The following is a 16148-nucleotide window of genomic DNA, read 5'->3' as shown; positions in this document are numbered from 1 at the left end:
CCTGAGAGATGACGCAATCCAATCAATCGCTGTTCGCCGCTGACGCGTATCTGCCTGAGGGCTGGCGCCGCAACGTGCTGCTCGAATGGGACGCACACGGCACGCTGAGCGCGGTCACGACGGATCAACCCGAGGCGCCGGCGGGTGTGCCGAAGGCGGCGGGCCCGCTGATGCCAGGCATGCCGAATCTTCACTCGCATGCGTTCCAGCGCGCGATGGCGGGGCTCACCGAATATCGCGCCAACGCGACGGATAACTTCTGGTCGTGGCGCGACCTGATGTATCGCTTTGCCGCGCGCATCACGCCGGAAGGCCTCGCGAGCGTCGCGCAGTGGCTCTACGTCGAGATGCTGAAGGCGGGCTATACGTCGGTGTGCGAGTTCCACTACGTGCACCACGCGCAGGACGGCCAGCGCTACGCGAATCAGGCCGAGCTTGCGCAACGCGTGGTGGACGCGGCATCGGCGAGCGGTATCGGCATCACGATGCTGCCGGTGCTGTATCAGTACAGCGGCTTCGGCGCGCGCGCGCCGCGCGACGATCAGCGGCGCTTCATCAATACGCCTGAGAGCCTGCTCGATCTGCTCGGCACGCTACGCGCCGCGCGCCCCGAACATGCGGCGCTGCGTTACGGCGTGGCGCCGCATTCGCTGCGCGCGGTATCGGAGGCGTCGCTGCGCACGTTGCTCGGCGGCATCGACGCAACCGTGCCTGTCCACATCCATATCGCCGAACAGACCGCCGAGGTCGACGCGTGCCTCGAAACCGAAGGCACGCGGCCGGTGCAATGGCTGCTCGATCGTTTCGATGTGGAGAGCCGCTGGTGTCTCGTGCACGCGACCCACGTCGATGCGAACGAAACGCTCGCGCTCGCGAAGAGCGGCGCGGTCGCGGGTTTGTGTCTGACCACCGAGGCCAATCTCGGCGACGGCATTTTTCCCGCGCAAGACTATCTCGACGCGCACGGCCGCATCGGCGTCGGCTCGGATAGCCATGTCGGCGTCGATTGGCGCGCCGAGTTGCGTCTGCTCGAATACGGCCAGCGTCTGACGCGCCGGCAGCGCAACGTGCTGGCGTCGGCGCAAGCTCCGCATGTCGCGGATCGTCTGTACGCGGCCGCGCTCGGCGGCGGCGCGCGTGCGACCGGCCGCGCGGTCGGCGCGTTGCAGCCGGGCCGTCGCGCGGACTGGCTCGTGCTCGACGCCGACCATACGAGCATCGCCGGGCATGAGCGCGAGGCGTGGCTGTCAGGTGTCGTATTCTGCGAGCACGGTGATACGCCGATCCGCGACGTCTACGCGGGCGGCGTCAAGGTCGTCGACGATCGCCGGCATCGCGACGAAGAGGGCGCCTATGCGCGCTATCGCGCGGCGCTCGCGGAACTGCTCAAATAACGGCCATGACCCGCCGAACTGATTCTCCGATCCCACTGATTCCGGACTGACATGACTGCTTCGAACCTCACGCCGGTTTTCTCGCTGCATCAGGGAAGCCTGCCGCTACTGATCTCGATCCCGCATCTGGGCACGCAAATCCCCGCCGACATCGCGGTGACGATGACACCGATCGCGCAACGCACCGACGATTGCGACTGGCATCTCGATCGCCTGTATGCATTCGCGAAGCGCCTCGGCGCGTCGATCCTGACGCCGACCTACGCGCGCTACGTGGTCGACCTGAACCGTCCGCCCGACGGCGCGAACCTGTACCCGGGGCAGGACACTACGGGTCTGCTGCCGGTCGACACGTTCGACAGGGAGCCGCTCTATCGCGACGGCCATCTGCCCGACGACGCCGAAGTCGCGCGCCGTCGCGACGCTTACTGGAAGCCGTATCACGACGCGCTGACCGGCGAGCTCGCGGCGCTGAAGGCGAAGCACGGCAAGGTGCTGCTGTGGGAAGCGCATTCGATCCGCTCGCGCGTGCCGCGTTTTTTCGACGGACGTCTGCCGGATTTCAACTTGGGCACGTCGAACGGTGCGAGCGCCGCGCCGGGCCTGGCTGACGAACTGGCCGCGCTGGTCGGGCGTCACGGCGGCTATACGGCGATCGCGAATGGCCGCTTCAAGGGCGGCTATATCACGCGGCAATACGGGCAGCCCGAGCAGGGCGTGCATGCGGTGCAACTCGAACTGTCGCAGATCACCTACATGGAAGAGCGCCTGCCTTATGCATACGATGAAGACCTCGCCGCGAAGGTCGCGCCGCTGCTCGAAGCGCTGGTAACGACGGCTCTCGCTCGCGTGAAATCCGCCTGAAGCTTGTATTCCTTTCTCACCACGCGGATCACGATTGCTGCAGGAACGCGCGGCATCGCGGTCCGCGTCGGCCTGCATCGGTCAGCGTATCGCGAAGGTGTAACAGCATGTGTCCGTGATTGCGTGCGGGCGCGTTCATATGGAATGGTTTGAGCGTCGAGCGCGCACAGCGTATCGTGCGCCGGCTGTTTCAAGACGCGGCGCGCCATGAAAAAAAGCCCCGCGAAAGCGGGGCTTTTTGATGTGCACCGCGTCCATCGGACACGGTTTCACCGCCATTAGTGGCAGCGCTTTTCCCAATGATGATGCACGCGCACCTTATGGCACTCGTGCTGATGCTCATTGGCCTGAGCGGGGACGATCGCGCTCAGGGTGGCGACGGCTGCGGCGACGGCGAGAACGATTTTCTTCATTACAAAACCCTTAAGTCAGTGTTGTGGAGCAAGCCATGCAGCACGACGCGTGCCGCATCGGCGTGTAAGCATGCCACATCAAGCGGCCGCGGATAGGACCGGCGCGCGAATCCGTGTGTCAATGCAACACGCGATGTGTCGTAAGCCCTGTTTTAACGCGCTTTACGCTGAATTGGCCGGTGCGTACCGTGTCAAATGTGTACCTTCGGCATCTGGGCCCCACCGCACGCAAAGCGACGTAGCGGCATTGCACGCGACACCGCGAGACGACGACCCTTTCAAAACGATGACATGCACGACGCGGTCATCGATTCATCAGGCGAAAAGATGGAAGACCCAGCGATGGAAGATTCCGACGAATTGCTGCTGCCAGTCTGGCGCGCGAACCTGGTGTTGCTGACCAGCGAGGTCGGCGCCGCGAGCCGGCTCGCGCGCATGATGACGTTTTCCGCGAGCTACCTGAAGCTGATGCTGTCCGGGCAACGCGAATTCAGCGAGGAATTCGTGCGCGGCGTCGAGGCCGTCACCGGTTTGCCGGGCGGCTGGATGAACGTGCCGCACACCGGTCACGAGATCCCGGCGAATGCGCGCGAGGCGATCGACAACGAGCAGCCGCTCGCGCGCTTTCGGGGCACCGCGCATCCGGTGCGCAAGAAGACGGTGTTGCGGCCCGAGCCGATTTTTGGGCAGCCGCCGCCCGCGCGACGCCTCGAGGAAGAAACGCTCGATGTCGAAGCGCACCGCCGTCATGCGCATTTTCGCAAGGTGCGCGATCTCGCGACGCAGGAAGTGCGGCGCTTCGAGCGGCATCTGCTGCACGCGCCGGTGGAGCTCGCATCGATGCGCGCGAAGGTCGAGGACGTGATGGCCGCGGCCGAACTCGACGACCGCATTCAAGCCGACCTGGAGGGCCGGCTTGAACAGATCGACAAGCACCGGCACATGCTGCTGCGGCACGTGGAAAAACTGCAGGCGCTGCTGAGCCAGCTCGACGACGGCGAGTGAAGACGATCGATGCCGGCCGCTGCGTCGCGGGTGCGCCGGTGACTTCAATGCCGCTCGAGCTCGACGCGGCAACGCCGACTCCGACCCGAAACGCACGGGTCGGCGATGTGCTACAACGACGACACGAACCTGTCCGAGGTGGATCTTGGGGAACGTCGTCGTCACGTTGGCGCACACGTCGATCGCGATGATCGGGCTCGCGTGCCGCGTGCGCAGCGTGCGCGCCGCGGCGTTGCTTGCCGCGGTATCGGCCGCGAGCGGCATCGTCTTACCCCTTTGCGCGGCAGCCGGCGAAATCGCCACCTCCACCAACGAACGTGCCCCTGCGACGATCGAGCGCGACGTCCATTTGTTCGTGATCCAGAAGGACGGTTCCATCGAGGAACACGACGACACGCTGATGCGCGCGGACACGGCCAGCGGCGTCGACGCGATCGCGCAACGCTACGTGTGGTTCAACAAGGACATCGAGCAGGTGCAACTGCTGGCCGCCGAAACGATCGACCCCGACGGCACCGCGCATGCGGTCGGTCCCGAGGCGATCCGCGACGTGCAGGAGCCGCGCTCGTCCGGCGCGCCGAGCTTCGAGGACGGCGTGTTGCGCACCGTGATCTTCCCCGGCGTCACGATCGGCTCGCGCGTGCACCTGGCATTTCGCAAGACCCGCGCGAAGCCGCTGCAAGCGGGCACCTTCGCCTATCTGGTCGAGCCGTCGCTCGAGCCCGTCGACGAGCAGCGTCTGATCTTCGACCTTCCCGCCGACGTGCCGCTCTATACGGATGCGCGCGGCTACGTCGCGATGCCGCCCGTCACCGCGAACGGCCGCACGCGCTACGAGTTCGACTACCGGCACGGCCCCTACGCACGGCTCGAAGCGGGCGCGGTCGGCTACGCGAACTGGGGCGACCGGCTGATGGTGTCGACGGTGCCGGACTTCGCGAGCTTCGCCGCGCGCTATCGCGGTCCCGCCGAGAACGACGCGACCCGCGACGATCCCGCGATCATCGGTCTCGCACAGCAACTGACGGCCGGCCTTACCGATCCCCGCGACAAAGCCCGCGCGCTGTACGACTGGATGCGTCTGAACATCCGCTACGTCGCGCTGTTTCTCGGCGAGACGGCGGCGATTCCGCACAAGGCGGCCGACATCCTGCGCAACCGCTATGGCGACTGCAAGGACCACGTCGCGCTATACGGCGCGCTGCTCGCGGCCGCCGGCATTCGCAGCGAGCCGGTGCTGCTCAATCTCGGTCCGTACTACACGTTGCCCGAGGTCCCCGGCTACGGCGCGAGCGCGATCAATCACGCGATCATCTGGATTCCCGAGCTGGCGCAATTCGCGGACACGACGGCGGGCGGCACCGCGTTCGGCTATCTGCCTGGCGGCGTCATGGACCGGCCGGTGCTGCTCGTCGACGACGGCGTGCTCGCGCGCACGCCGGCCACTCAACGGCGCGAACGCAAGGCGCGCGTGCAGATCGACATCGACGAAAACGGCACCGCACATTATGCGTACCGCGTCGAGGATCAGGGCTATACCGCGGAGCTCGAACGCAACACGTTCCGCCGCGCGACGCGCCAGGGCGCCCAGCAGCTTGCCGCCAGGCGTCTGCTGCAAACGGGCTTGCACGGCTCCGCGCAATTGCAGACCGACGACGTCGCCGTGACCGGCGGTCCGTTCGCGACGTCGATGCAGGGCAGCGTGCCGCATCTGATCTGGCCGGACGGCACGACTGCTGTGCGGGCGCTCACGAGCCTCGCCGGCGGCATGGGCTCGCAGGTCGAGGCGTGGCTCGCGGAGCCCGTCAGAACGCAACCGTGGGCGTGCATCGGCGGGGAGTTCGATGAAACGCTGGAAATGAGCTTGCCGCGCTTCGTGCGCGTGACCGACCTGCCGACCGACAGCACGGTCGAGGACCCGTTGCTCACGTTTGCGTCGCACTACGTCTTCGATCCGGCGACGCGCACGTTGCAGGTCAACCGGCATCTGCGCGCCGCGTTCGGCCATCAGATGTGTACGCCAAACGAATTCGCGGCGATTCGCGACGCCCTCGTGCGCATCGAGCGCGATCTCGATGCCGAGGTGGTCGTCCGGGCGGCGAGCGCGTGGCAGTAGCGCGCCCCGCGCCGGCCAGGGGCCGCGACGATCTACCGGACGTGGAGCTTAGGTGCCGCTCTTCGTCACGACCGGCACCCACGCGCCGTTCTTCACCTGATACAGCGTCGACGCGCCGCTCTTCAACGCGCCGGTGCTGTCGAACGAGATCTTGCCGGTCACGCCGTCGTAGTCGATCGACTTGAGCGCCGGACGGTACACGTTCGGCGAGTCGGATTTGGCCTGCTGCATTGCCTTGATCGCGACCCACGCGCCGTCGTAGCCGAACGGCGCATAGGACAGCACGTCCGCGCCGAAGCGCTTCTTGAACTTCGCGTTGAAGTCCTTGCCACCCGGCAGTTGCGCGAGCGGGCGGCCGTATTCCCAGGCCATCGCGCCGTCGGACGCATCGCCCGCGAGCTTGATGAAGTCCTCGTCCATCACGCCGCCGCCGCCGACCAGCTGTGCGTTCAGGCCGAGCTGCTTCATGCGCCGCGCGAAGCCCGCCGCCTGGCTGTCGAGGCCGGCGAAGAACACGAGGTCCGCATTGGCGCCCTTGAACTTGGTGATCTGCGTGCTGAAGTCGACCGCGTGGTTGTCGGTGTAGTCGCGCGCGACGATCGTGCCGCCGTGCGCCTTCACGGCCTTCTCGAACTCGTCGGCCTCGCCCTGGCCGAACGCGGTGCGATCGTCGATGATCGCGATGCGCCTGGCCTTCGTCACGTCGACGGCATAGGCGCCCGCATTGCCGGCGTTCTGCGCGTCGGTCGAAATCACCATGAAAGTGTTCGCGAAGCCGCGGCCCGTGATGATCGGATTCGTCGCGGCGGGATCGAGCACCGGAATGCCAGCCTGCTCGTAGACCTGCGAGGCCGGGATCGTCGTTCCCGAGTTGAAGTGGCCGACGACCACCGCGACGCCCGAGTCGACCAGCTTCTGCGCGGCCTGCACGCCGACGCGCGGGTCGGCCTGGTCGTCCTGCGAGACGATCTCGAAATGCGCGACCTTGTCGCCGATCTTGATCTTCTGCGCGTTGGCTTCGTCGATCGCGAGCCGCACACCGTTTTCCAGATCCTTGCCGTAGCCGGCATTGGCGCCCGTCAGCGGCGCGGCAAAACCGATCTTGACCGGCAGGTCGTCGGCGAAACTGGCAACAGGCGCGACGGCAAACATCGCACCCACGAGCATGGCCAGCGGTTTCAGCGTGTTGCGAAGACTCATGGTCTCTCCTTGCATCGACGGGTTGTTATGAAAGCGGTACGACAGCAAAGCGGTACGACACGTGAGGCCGAGGCAAGCCCTCGCGCATCGCAAGACTACGAAGGATCGCTCGCCGCTCACAATGCTGGAATACGCGCACTGGCGTTGAGCCTCGCAGCGTGTTCGCGACGTCAATCTGGGGCGAATATAGAAAGCCAAATTGCCGTCGTCTTGGCAATTCGTGGCGTTTTGGATGAGCATTTCGGCATAGGCGGCGACAGGTGCATGTGGTGCACATGGAGCGTGCGTGAGGCATGCAAGCTGGCTTGCCGTGCGAAGGTCCGCCTGGGCTGCGGATTACGGCATATGCTTAAGAAGCCGGCGCGAGCGCGCCGGCCGGTGTTGCGGTGTTGCGTTGTTGCGTTGTCGGAGGAGATTCGAGCCTTTTGCCTAGCGCTCGCCTTGCTGGCGCAGCAGCTCTTCACGCAGACGCAAAAGCGGCGCTTTCGTGTCTTCGTCGGCCCACGTGTCGAGATCGTCGATCGCGCGCTGGCAGCCGTCGAGCACCACGTCGAGATCGACCGGCACGCCGTTGTTCAGCGCGAATTCGATCGTCTCGGCGAATTGCTGGCACTCGTCCTCGCCGTACGAGATGTCGAGATTGTCGGCGATGATTTCGGCGATGTTGCTGCGTGCCTTGTCGTCGGCCGTCACCATCTCGACGATGCCGCGCGCGACGGCGGCCGAGTAGTAGAGCGCGATATCGAGCCATTGCGCGGGATCGAAGTCGGGCTGGTCGAACTGGTTCTCGAAGAACTCGATCGCTTCCTGTTCGTGCGCTTCGTCCGCGTCGACGCTGATGCACAACTGCTCAAAAAATTCTTCCCGCTCGCTGCGGATATGACCGTCCATCGAATGCCTCGTCTGCTGAATGCCGGATGCTGAAAATGCCGTGGCGCGAGGGCGCAAGCCCTGGTCCACGCGGCACGCATTATAGGACGGCCGCCAGCAGGGTGCTGGCGAGGGCGCTCGGCGACGAGCGACGTGCCTAAGTTATCTAAGCCGTCTCCGCGACCCACGCATCGAACCACTCGCGCGGCTGGGCGATTTCGTTTTGCATCGCCACCAGTTCGAGTTCATAGCGTCCGGCCTGCCAGGTCGCCTTGACGACCGCGTTGACCGCGGCGAGCGTGTGCTCGAAGGCCGAGCGGATCGAATCGCCGAGCAGCGTGCGCGCGACGAAGACCGCGCTCGTCAGATCGCCGACGCCGACCGGCTGGCGCGCGAACGGATAGAGCGGGCGCTGTCCCATCCACGCTTCGCGCTCAGTGACGACGAGCATGTTGAAGCGGTCGGCGGGGCTGTTGCGATCGAGCAGATGCTTGACGAGCACGAGCTTCGGCCCACGCGCGAGCAGCTCGCGGCACGCGGTGACGGCTTCCTCGAACGTCTCGATCTCGCGACCGACGAGGCGCTGCAATTCGATGTGATTCGGCGCGATCCCGTCGGCGACTTGCGGCATTTCTTTCACGAGGAATTCCTGGATGCCGGGCTCGACCTTGTAGCCGCCCGTGGCGCCCATTACCGGATCGCAAAAGTACCAGGCGCGGGGATTGGCCGCCTTCACGGCCTTGACGATGTCAATCACCGCCTGCGCCTGTTCCTTCGTGCCGAGATAGCCGGAGAGCACTGCGTCGCAGCGCGGCAGCATGCCGATCGCGCCGATGCTGTCGACGAGATCTTCCATCTGCGATGCGTCGATCGCGCTGCCGCTCCAATGCCCGTATTGCGTGTGATTCGAGAGCTGCACGGTGTTGAGCGGCCACACGTTGACGCCGAGCCGGCACATCGGAAACACGGCCGCGCTGTTGCCGGCGTGACCGAACACGACATGGGACTGGATGCTCAGAACGTTTTTCGTCATGGTAAGGCTCGCGCAACCGGTCATGCGCGGTCAACAAAACAACTGGAAGGGGAGGCTCGCGCGGGCGGGCCGATGGCCCGGGCGCCGTGCGGCAGACATGCCTGATACAGATGGTGCAGGAAAAACCCACGAACTGCATAGCCGGCAAGCCAGCAAACGATACAGGAGTTTGACAGCCGCGAGTTGATCCGTCCCCGTGCTGTTGCGCCGAACCATCAAACGCGCGTGAAGATTAACGAAACCTGACAGTTCAGCGTGCGGCCGGATGCTTCAGACGAGTTCGCGATACAAGGCCAGATAGCGGTCGGCCGACGCGCCCCAGCCGAAGTCCTGGCGCATCGCGCGCCGCTGCGTGGCCTTCCATTCGGTGCGGCGTCCGTACAGCGCGAACGCGCGGCGGATCGCCGAGGCGAGTCCCTTCGGATCGAAGCGTTCGAACACGAAGCCGGTGGCGAAATCGTCGGCGAGGTTTTCGAGCGATGCGTCGGCGACCGTATCCGCGAGACCGCCGATGCAGTGCACGAGCGGCAGCGACCCGTAGGCGAGCGCATAGAGCTGGGTGAGCCCGCACGGCTCGAAGCGCGACGGCACCGCGACCACGTCGCTGCCGGCGATGATCGTATGCGCGAGGGTTTCGTCGAAGCCGAGCTCGACCGCAACCGATTCCGGATGCGCCTGCGCGACCATCCTGAGGCCATTCTCGAGCGCCGGATCGCCGGTGCCGAACACGACCAGTTGCCCGCCGCGCTTGACGATCTCGGGCACCGCGCCGAGCAGCAGATCGAGGCCTTTCTGCTCGGTCAGCCGGCTGACGACGCCGAACAGCAGCGCGTCGCTTCTCTGCGCGAGGCCGAAGCGCTTTTGCAGCGCTTCCTTGCAGGCGAGCTTGCCCGCCAGTCTCGACGCGCTGTAGTGCGTCGCGAGCAGCGTATCGGTGGCGGGATTCCACACCGTGTAGTCGACGCCGTTCAGGATGCCGCTCAGATCGTGCGCGCGATGGCGCAGCAGCGCATCGAGCCCGCCGCCGTGCGCGAGCGTCTGGATTTCGCGCGCATAGGTCGGGCTGACGGTCGTGATGCGCTCGGCGTAGTAGAGCCCCGCCTTCAGGAACGACAGCTGACCATAAAACTCGACGCCGTGCATGTTGAAGAAATCGTGCGGCAGGCCGAGCAGGCCGAACTGATGCGCGGGAAAAATCCCCTGGTAGGCGAGGTTGTGGATCGTGAACACGCTGCGCGCGGGCGCGCGGCCGTGCTCGCGTTCGGCGGCCTTCAGGTAGGCGGGCGCGAGCCCCGCGTGCCAGTCGTGCGCGTGGACGATCTGCGGCGACCACGTCGGGTCCGTTTGCTGCGCGAGTTGCGCGGCGACCCAGCCGAGCAGCGCGAAGCGCTGCGCGTTGTCGCCGTACGGCACGTGTTCGTCGTTCAGATACGGGTTGCCGGGGCGGTCGTACAGCGACGCGGCGCGGATCACGTAGACGGCCAGCCCGTTGGTGGGCAGCGTGCCGCGTTCGAGCGTCACGTTCGGCGCGCCGAAGCGGCTGCCCAGTTGCGCGACCGGCTGCAGATCGCGCAGGCCGGCGAGCACGGCCGGAAAGCCCGGCAGCAGCACGCGCACGTCGGCGCCGCGCTCGATCAACGCGGACGGCAGCGCGCCCGCGACGTCGGCGAGACCGCCCGTTTTGAGGAGGGGATACAGCTCGCTTGCGACGTGCAAGGCGCGAATCGTCATAGGCCGGGTCTCTGTCGGGGTGGCAGGGTTGCTCGGGGTCGGCAAATAGTCAGCGGTGGTTCGGGCGAAGCCGGGTGAAGCAAGGTGAAGCCTGGCCGGCGGCGCGTGGCCGCCGGCGCGGGCAGGCGGTGGGCGCGTTACTACGGATGCTCGCGCAACGCCTCCTGCGTGACCAGCACGACGCCTTCGTCGGTGCGATAGAAGCGCTCGGCGTCGCGCGCCGGATCTTCGCCGATCACCGTGCCTTCCGGAATCGTGCAGCCACGGTCGATCACGACCTTCTGCAGGCGGCAACTCGCGCCGACCGTGACCTGCGGCAATAACACTGCCTCATTGATATTACAGAACGAACTCACTTTCACGTTCGAAGACAGCACCGAGCGCGAAATCTGCGAGCCCGAGATCACGCAGCCGCCGCAGACGATCAGATTGTTGCCCGAGCCCTGCAGCCCCTTCATGTCGCGTACGAACTTCGCGGGCGGCAGCTGCTCCTGGTATGTCCAGATCGGCCATGACTCGTCGTACAGGTCGAGCGTCGGTATCGTCGACGCGAGGTCGAGGTTCGCGGCCCAGTACGCGTCGATCGTGCCGACGTCGCGCCAGTACGGCTCGACGCTCGGGTCCGACGACACGCACGACATGCTGAACGGATGCGCGATCGCCACGCCCCGCGTGACGACGCGCGGCAGGATGTCCTTGCCGAAGTCGTGATCGGTATCGATCGCGGCGATGTTCTCTTCGAGCTGCGTGTACAGGTAGTCGGCGCTGAACACGTAGATGCCCATGCTCGCGAGCGCCGTGTCGGGGCGACCGGGTATCGCAGGCGGGTCGGCCGGTTTTTCGACGAAGCCGGTCACGCGGCGATTTTCGTCGACGGCCATCACGCCGAACGCGACCGCTTCCATGCGCGGCACCTCGATGCAGCCGACCGTGCAGTCGGCGCCGCTGTCCGCGTGATCGGCGATCATGCGCGTGTAGTCCATCTTGTAGATGTGGTCGCCCGCGAGCACGACTACGTACTTCGGGCGGATCGAGCGGATGATGTCGAGGTTCTGGAACACCGCGTCGGCGGTGCCGCGATACCAGTGCGCGCCTTCGACGCGCTGCTGCGCGGGCCACAGGTCGATGAACTCGCCCATCTCGCCGCGCAGGAAGCTCCAGCCGCGCTGCAAATGCCGCAGCAGCGAATGGGCCTTGTACTGCGTGACCACCGCGATGCGGCGGATGCCGGAATTCAGGCAATTGGACAGCGCGAAGTCGATGATCCGGTATTTGCCGCCGAAGTGCACCGCCGGCTTCACGCGCTTGTTCGTGAGCGGGCCGAGCCGGGTACCGCGTCCGCCGGCGAGGACGATCGCGAGGGTTGTGCGCTGTAAGTCGTTCAGCCGTGCCGGAGTATTCATATTTGTCTCCTGTCGATCGGAGTGGCCCTTCAGCACTCACTCCGACCTCATGCAAGATGGTTGCTTGATTGATATACCCCCGGGGATGATCTGGTCGCTTCCCTCTGCGCTGATGATTCGGGCTGCCTGGCAGTCGTGCCGCATTGCCGTTCTTCGCTGCCTGTTTTCGCGGGTCCGTCAGTCAGTTCTAGCACCGATTGGACGCGAGCGAATAATGTTTATTGCGGGGGGCCGCGCGGCGGACCATCCTCAAACGATCGCCTGTTACGGCGCGCTTTTCGGTGCGGCGCAACACATTGGCCACGAGGTCGTGTCCGGACGATGCTTGAGCCCTGAACGCGCAATATGCATGCCATCTCGCCGCGGCCGCGTGCCGTGCCTGCAGTGCGCGACTGGCGGCGGAGTTCGGCGGCGCATCGTAGAATCGTGCGCTCCCTGCCTCGTGCATCCCTATTGCGTTTTTTGCAGAGCATCCCGATGAATCTTCACCGCCCATTCCTGCTTGCCCTGTCGAGTGTCTGCGCCTGTGCGATGCTGTGCGCGGCGTCCGTCGCGGTGGCCGCCACGCCGGCGGGCGTGCCGGTCAGCGAGGCGAGCCCGGCCGCCGCGAGCGCCGCGGCCGCGTCTTCCCTCGACGATTCCGGCCCGGCCTACGGTCCGGAACTGCAGGGCTTCAGCTACCCGGCGCCGGTCGAACGCTTCGAATTCACCTCGCAGGGCGTGCCTTTGCAGATGGCCTACATGGACGTGAAGCCCGCGCATGCGAACGGCCGCACCGTGGTGTTGCTGCACGGCAAGAATTTCTGTTCGGCGACGTGGGACGCGACGATTCGCCGGCTGAGCGATGCCGGCTATCGCGTGATCGCACCGGACCAGATCGGCTTTTGCAAATCGAGCAAGCCCGAGCATTACCAGTACAGCTTCCAGCAACTCGCGCGCAATACGCATGCGCTGCTCGATTCGCTCGGCGTCAGCGAGGTGACGGTGGTCGGTCATTCGACGGGTGGCATGCTCGCCGTCCGCTATGCGCTGATGTATCCGCGCGAAACACAGCAACTGGTGCTCGTGAACCCCATCGGACTCGAGGACTGGAAGGCGAAGGGCGTGCCGTCGCTGTCGGTCGACCAGTGGTATCAGCGGGAGCTGAAGACCACCGCCGACGGCATCCGCCGCTACGAGCAGGCGACCTATTACGCGGGGCAATGGCGCGCGGACTACGAACCGTGGGTGCAGATGCTCGCGGGCATGTATCGTGGGCCGGGCAAGCAGATCGTCGCGTGGAATTCCGCGCTGCTCTACGACATGATTTACACCCAGCCGGTTTTTTATGAACTCGGCCAGCTCAGCATGCCGACGCTGCTGCTGATCGGTCAGAAGGACACGACGGCGATCGGCAAGGATGCAGCGCCGCCCGAGGTGCGTGCGAAGCTCGGCCATTACCCCGAATTGGGCCGCGCGGCCGCGAAGGCGATTCCCCATGCGACGCTGGTCGAGTTCGCGGGGCTCGGTCACGCGCCGCAGATGCAGGACCCGCAGGCGTTTCATAAGGCGCTGTTGGAGGGGCTGACAGCGGCGCCGGAAAACCGTTGATCGATCACGTGGGTTTCTGTCCCGCCGCCATACTCCTGCGTCGCTCTCCGTTAAGCGAAGCTGTCTGGGGCTATTTTGCGGTCCATCGCGGCGTTGCGGAGAGGGCCGGCTGCGGATAGGCGGTAGTCGGCCATGACCGGTCACTCGACATTGGGGGCTGAATCGTCGACAAAGTATGTCCGGCGTGAGGCGAGAGTCCGCCGTCTAAGGACGGATCACCGTCATCCTGTATGGGCCGCCGTTCGCAGCTGCGTGAGCCACCGCGTCGTTAGCGTCATCAAGGGGGAAGGTTTTGACGTCAAAGTGGCCGAGATCCAGCAGCCCGGCACGGATCAAGCCCGTCATGCGCGTCACTGCTACGGGCGGATACATCCATTTGCCGCGTATCGTGATGTCGTTGCGCATGATCCACGCATAAGGCAGGTCAAGCCCTTCGCCGCCGAGCATGCCGACGCCACCCATCAGCACGACTCGTCCATAAGCGCGGACGGTCGTGACCGCCGCGCGCACCGTGGTCGTGCTAACCGACGGCGGCATCAGATCAATCACGCAATCGATCGGACAGGGCGCCGCCAGCCGCATCCGTTCGCGGTCCTCTTCTTCACGACCCGAAAGCTTCACGGTCCGGATGCGCTCGCCGAAGCGGCGTTCCAGATCCGCGAGGGCCTGTTCGTTGCGTCCCGGCGCGACCACGCAGCGCGCGCCCATCGCGAGGGCGACGGCGACGCACGCGCTGCCGAAGTTGCCTGTCGCGCCGCTCACGAGCAACGTCTCACCTGCCTGCAAACCAGCTGCGAGCAGTCCGCCGTAGGGCACCAGCATGACATTGAGCGCACACCACCGGGCGACATCGGCCGGATCGATCTCCCCGATGCGAACGGCGTTTTCCGTCGGCACTCGCACCTGTTCGGCGAAGGGGCCATCGTGAAAATGCCGTTGCAGACGTTTGCCGCCGTCCCCGCGCGCGCTCCAGCCCTGTAGGGCGATGTCGGGGATCAGGGCGTCGTCGCGCGAGCGCACGGTCGGATCGCAGAACACCCAGTCGCCCGGCTTCAGGTGCGTGGCGTCCGGGCCAATAGCACGCACGCGACCAATCGCACCGCAGCCGGGAACCATGGGCAGGTCAATTGGGTATCGGCGTTCGCCGCTGAAGACTTCGTTCGCGTAGGGCAGCACGGGGGCGGCGGCGACATCGACAATGACCTCGCCTGTGCCGATCAAGGGGGCCGGCATGTGTTCGATCTCGAGTGGCATGCCGAGCGTCTTCAGAATCGCAGCTTTCATTGTCAGTCTCCGGTCAGGGTGATTGGACGAGACCATTCTGGCAGGCGTAGCATTCGTAACAAGGCCTAGCACTATCCTAGGACTTCAGCGTGCCTCCCAAGGCGAAGACGACAATCAATCATGACGACATCGAGTCGAAACGAATTTGGCGATTTCCTGCGCTCACGCAGGGAAAAACTGAGTCCGGACGCGGTCGGACTCAACGACGATCGGCGCCGCCGCACACCGGGCCTGCGACGGGAGGAAGTGGCGGAACTGGCGGGCATCGGCGTGGACTGGTATGTGCGGCTCGAGCAGGGCCGAACCGTCAAGCCGTCCGATACCACCCTCGACGCGCTCGCTCGCGCCCTGCGCCTCGGCAAGGTCGAAACAGCACATTTGCGGGCGCTCGCGGGCAACGGCGATCGGGTCGCGTTCACGCGCGAGAGCGTCCCTCCGGCGATCGAACGTCTGGTCGCGCGCCTTGATGTGCCGGCGTACGTAACCGGCAGGCGCTGGGACATCCTGACGTGGAACACCGCCGCTGCGGACCTCCTGGGTTTCGACCGTTTCGCCGAAGCGGACCGCAACATTCTGGTCTTCATGTTTATCGAGCCGGAATCGCGGCGGCTCTTCGGGGCCACCTGGTCCGATGAAGCCCGTCGAATGATTGCGCTCTTTCGCGCGACCCACGATCTCCATGCCGACGATCCGGCGTTTATCGAACTGGTCGAGCGCGTGCGTTCCCGTAGCCGGGAGTTCGCGCGGTGGTGGGACGCGCATGACATCCGCAGCAGCGTCGCCGGCCAGAAAGTGCTCGCGCACCCGCAGCGAGGCACGCAGCGCTACGAATACACGACCTTTCAGGCGAACGATGACCCTGCACTAAAGTTGGCGATCTACACGCCTGTCTGAGCGGTCGTGCGGCGGGAAGCTTGGTGCATTCCGGGGATGGCTCAGCGAGATGCGTCCGCCTTGCTCCTTCCTGTGACGCCACTGCGCCTGGCGCCAGGCAAGCCCATGGGCGAATGCGAATTTGTTGCCAGGTCGTCGCGATATCTGAAAGCTGGTCGCGTATCAGCTAAACAGTTCCGCACATAGCTTGGACGACCGGTATGGAGAAAGGGGACCGGCCCTTGCGGGTCGAACAGCGACATTCGAAACGCCGCTTCTGGACGACCTGTCCCGCCTCCGCTGGCAGGTACCTGCCCAGCTGTGACCAGTATCACCGAATGCGGGGCAGGCTACCTATATCGCAAGATTGTC

General features: G+C 65.4%; 13 protein-coding genes. 6 read left to right on the top strand and 7 right to left on the bottom strand.

Going from position 1 to position 16148, the window contains the following annotated elements; translation table 11 throughout:
* The first annotated feature begins 8 nt into the window (after positions 1-8).
* On the top strand, positions 9-1394 hold the full coding sequence (locus F6X39_RS33805; RefSeq protein ID WP_187619814.1) for a formimidoylglutamate deiminase: 1386 nt from the start codon (positions 9-11) through the stop codon (positions 1392-1394).
* Between the two features lie 51 nt (positions 1395-1445).
* Positions 1446-2258, top strand: coding sequence for an N-formylglutamate deformylase (gene hutG, locus F6X39_RS33800; protein ID WP_187619813.1), 813 nt, complete (start codon positions 1446-1448; stop codon positions 2256-2258).
* Between the two features lie 278 nt (positions 2259-2536).
* Here the strand turns inward: hutG and F6X39_RS37155 are convergent, their stop codons facing one another.
* Positions 2537-2671: a hypothetical protein gene (locus F6X39_RS37155; protein ID WP_260332722.1), complete on the bottom strand. Its 135-nt coding sequence runs from the start codon at positions 2669-2671 to the stop codon at positions 2537-2539.
* A 342-nt stretch (positions 2672-3013) separates the two neighbouring features.
* Between F6X39_RS37155 and F6X39_RS33795 the strand changes: the two genes are divergently transcribed.
* Complete coding sequence (locus tag F6X39_RS33795) at positions 3014-3676, top strand: hypothetical protein (RefSeq protein WP_184032871.1); 663 nt, start codon at positions 3014-3016, stop codon at positions 3674-3676.
* 187 nt (positions 3677-3863) lie between these two features.
* Positions 3864-5792, top strand: a complete 1929-nt coding sequence (locus F6X39_RS33790; RefSeq protein ID WP_410450673.1) for a DUF3857 domain-containing transglutaminase family protein — start codon at positions 3864-3866, stop codon at positions 5790-5792.
* A 48-nt stretch (positions 5793-5840) separates the two neighbouring features.
* On the opposite strand, the gene F6X39_RS33785 is transcribed toward F6X39_RS33790, so the two are convergent.
* The 5 genes from F6X39_RS33785 to glgC all read right to left on the bottom strand — a co-directional run bounded on the left by F6X39_RS33785 (position 5841) and on the right by glgC (position 12029).
* Positions 5841-6992, bottom strand: a complete 1152-nt coding sequence (locus tag F6X39_RS33785; protein ID WP_187619811.1) for a branched-chain amino acid ABC transporter substrate-binding protein — start codon at positions 6990-6992, stop codon at positions 5841-5843.
* Between the two features lie 429 nt (positions 6993-7421).
* Positions 7422-7883, bottom strand: a complete 462-nt coding sequence (locus F6X39_RS33780) for a hypothetical protein (RefSeq protein ID WP_187619810.1) — start codon at positions 7881-7883, stop codon at positions 7422-7424.
* A 145-nt stretch (positions 7884-8028) separates the two neighbouring features.
* Entirely contained in the window at positions 8029-8895 is an 867-nt protein-coding gene (pdxY, locus tag F6X39_RS33775) for a pyridoxal kinase PdxY (protein ID WP_184070025.1), read from the bottom strand.
* 270 nt (positions 8896-9165) lie between these two features.
* On the bottom strand, positions 9166-10626 hold the full coding sequence (glgA, locus tag F6X39_RS33770) for a glycogen synthase GlgA (RefSeq protein ID WP_184032883.1): 1461 nt from the start codon (positions 10624-10626) through the stop codon (positions 9166-9168).
* A gap of 140 nt (positions 10627-10766) precedes the next feature.
* Complete coding sequence (glgC, locus tag F6X39_RS33765; RefSeq protein WP_090803975.1) at positions 10767-12029, bottom strand: glucose-1-phosphate adenylyltransferase; 1263 nt, start codon at positions 12027-12029, stop codon at positions 10767-10769.
* A 477-nt stretch (positions 12030-12506) separates the two neighbouring features.
* Here glgC and F6X39_RS33760 point away from each other — a divergent pair, with 477 nt between their 5' ends.
* The gene (locus F6X39_RS33760) at positions 12507-13619 is read left to right on the top strand and encodes an alpha/beta fold hydrolase (protein ID WP_187619809.1); all 1113 of its coding nucleotides are present in this window, start codon (positions 12507-12509) and stop codon (positions 13617-13619) included.
* Between the two features lie 204 nt (positions 13620-13823).
* Here F6X39_RS33760 and F6X39_RS33755 read toward each other — a convergent pair whose 3' ends face one another.
* Positions 13824-14903: an alcohol dehydrogenase catalytic domain-containing protein gene (locus F6X39_RS33755; protein WP_187619808.1), complete on the bottom strand. Its 1080-nt coding sequence runs from the start codon at positions 14901-14903 to the stop codon at positions 13824-13826.
* 120 nt (positions 14904-15023) lie between these two features.
* Here F6X39_RS33755 and F6X39_RS33750 point away from each other — a divergent pair, with 120 nt between their 5' ends.
* Entirely contained in the window at positions 15024-15797 is a 774-nt protein-coding gene (locus F6X39_RS33750; protein ID WP_187619807.1) for a helix-turn-helix transcriptional regulator, read from the top strand.
* Positions 15798-16148: the final 351 nt, after the last annotated feature.

The sequence above is a fragment of the Paraburkholderia sp. UCT2 genome (assembly GCF_014397665.1).
Lineage (GTDB): Bacteria > Pseudomonadota > Gammaproteobacteria > Burkholderiales > Burkholderiaceae > Paraburkholderia > Paraburkholderia tuberum.
Note: the sequence above shows the minus strand (reverse complement) of the source record. Positions and strands in the feature narration are given on the sequence as shown.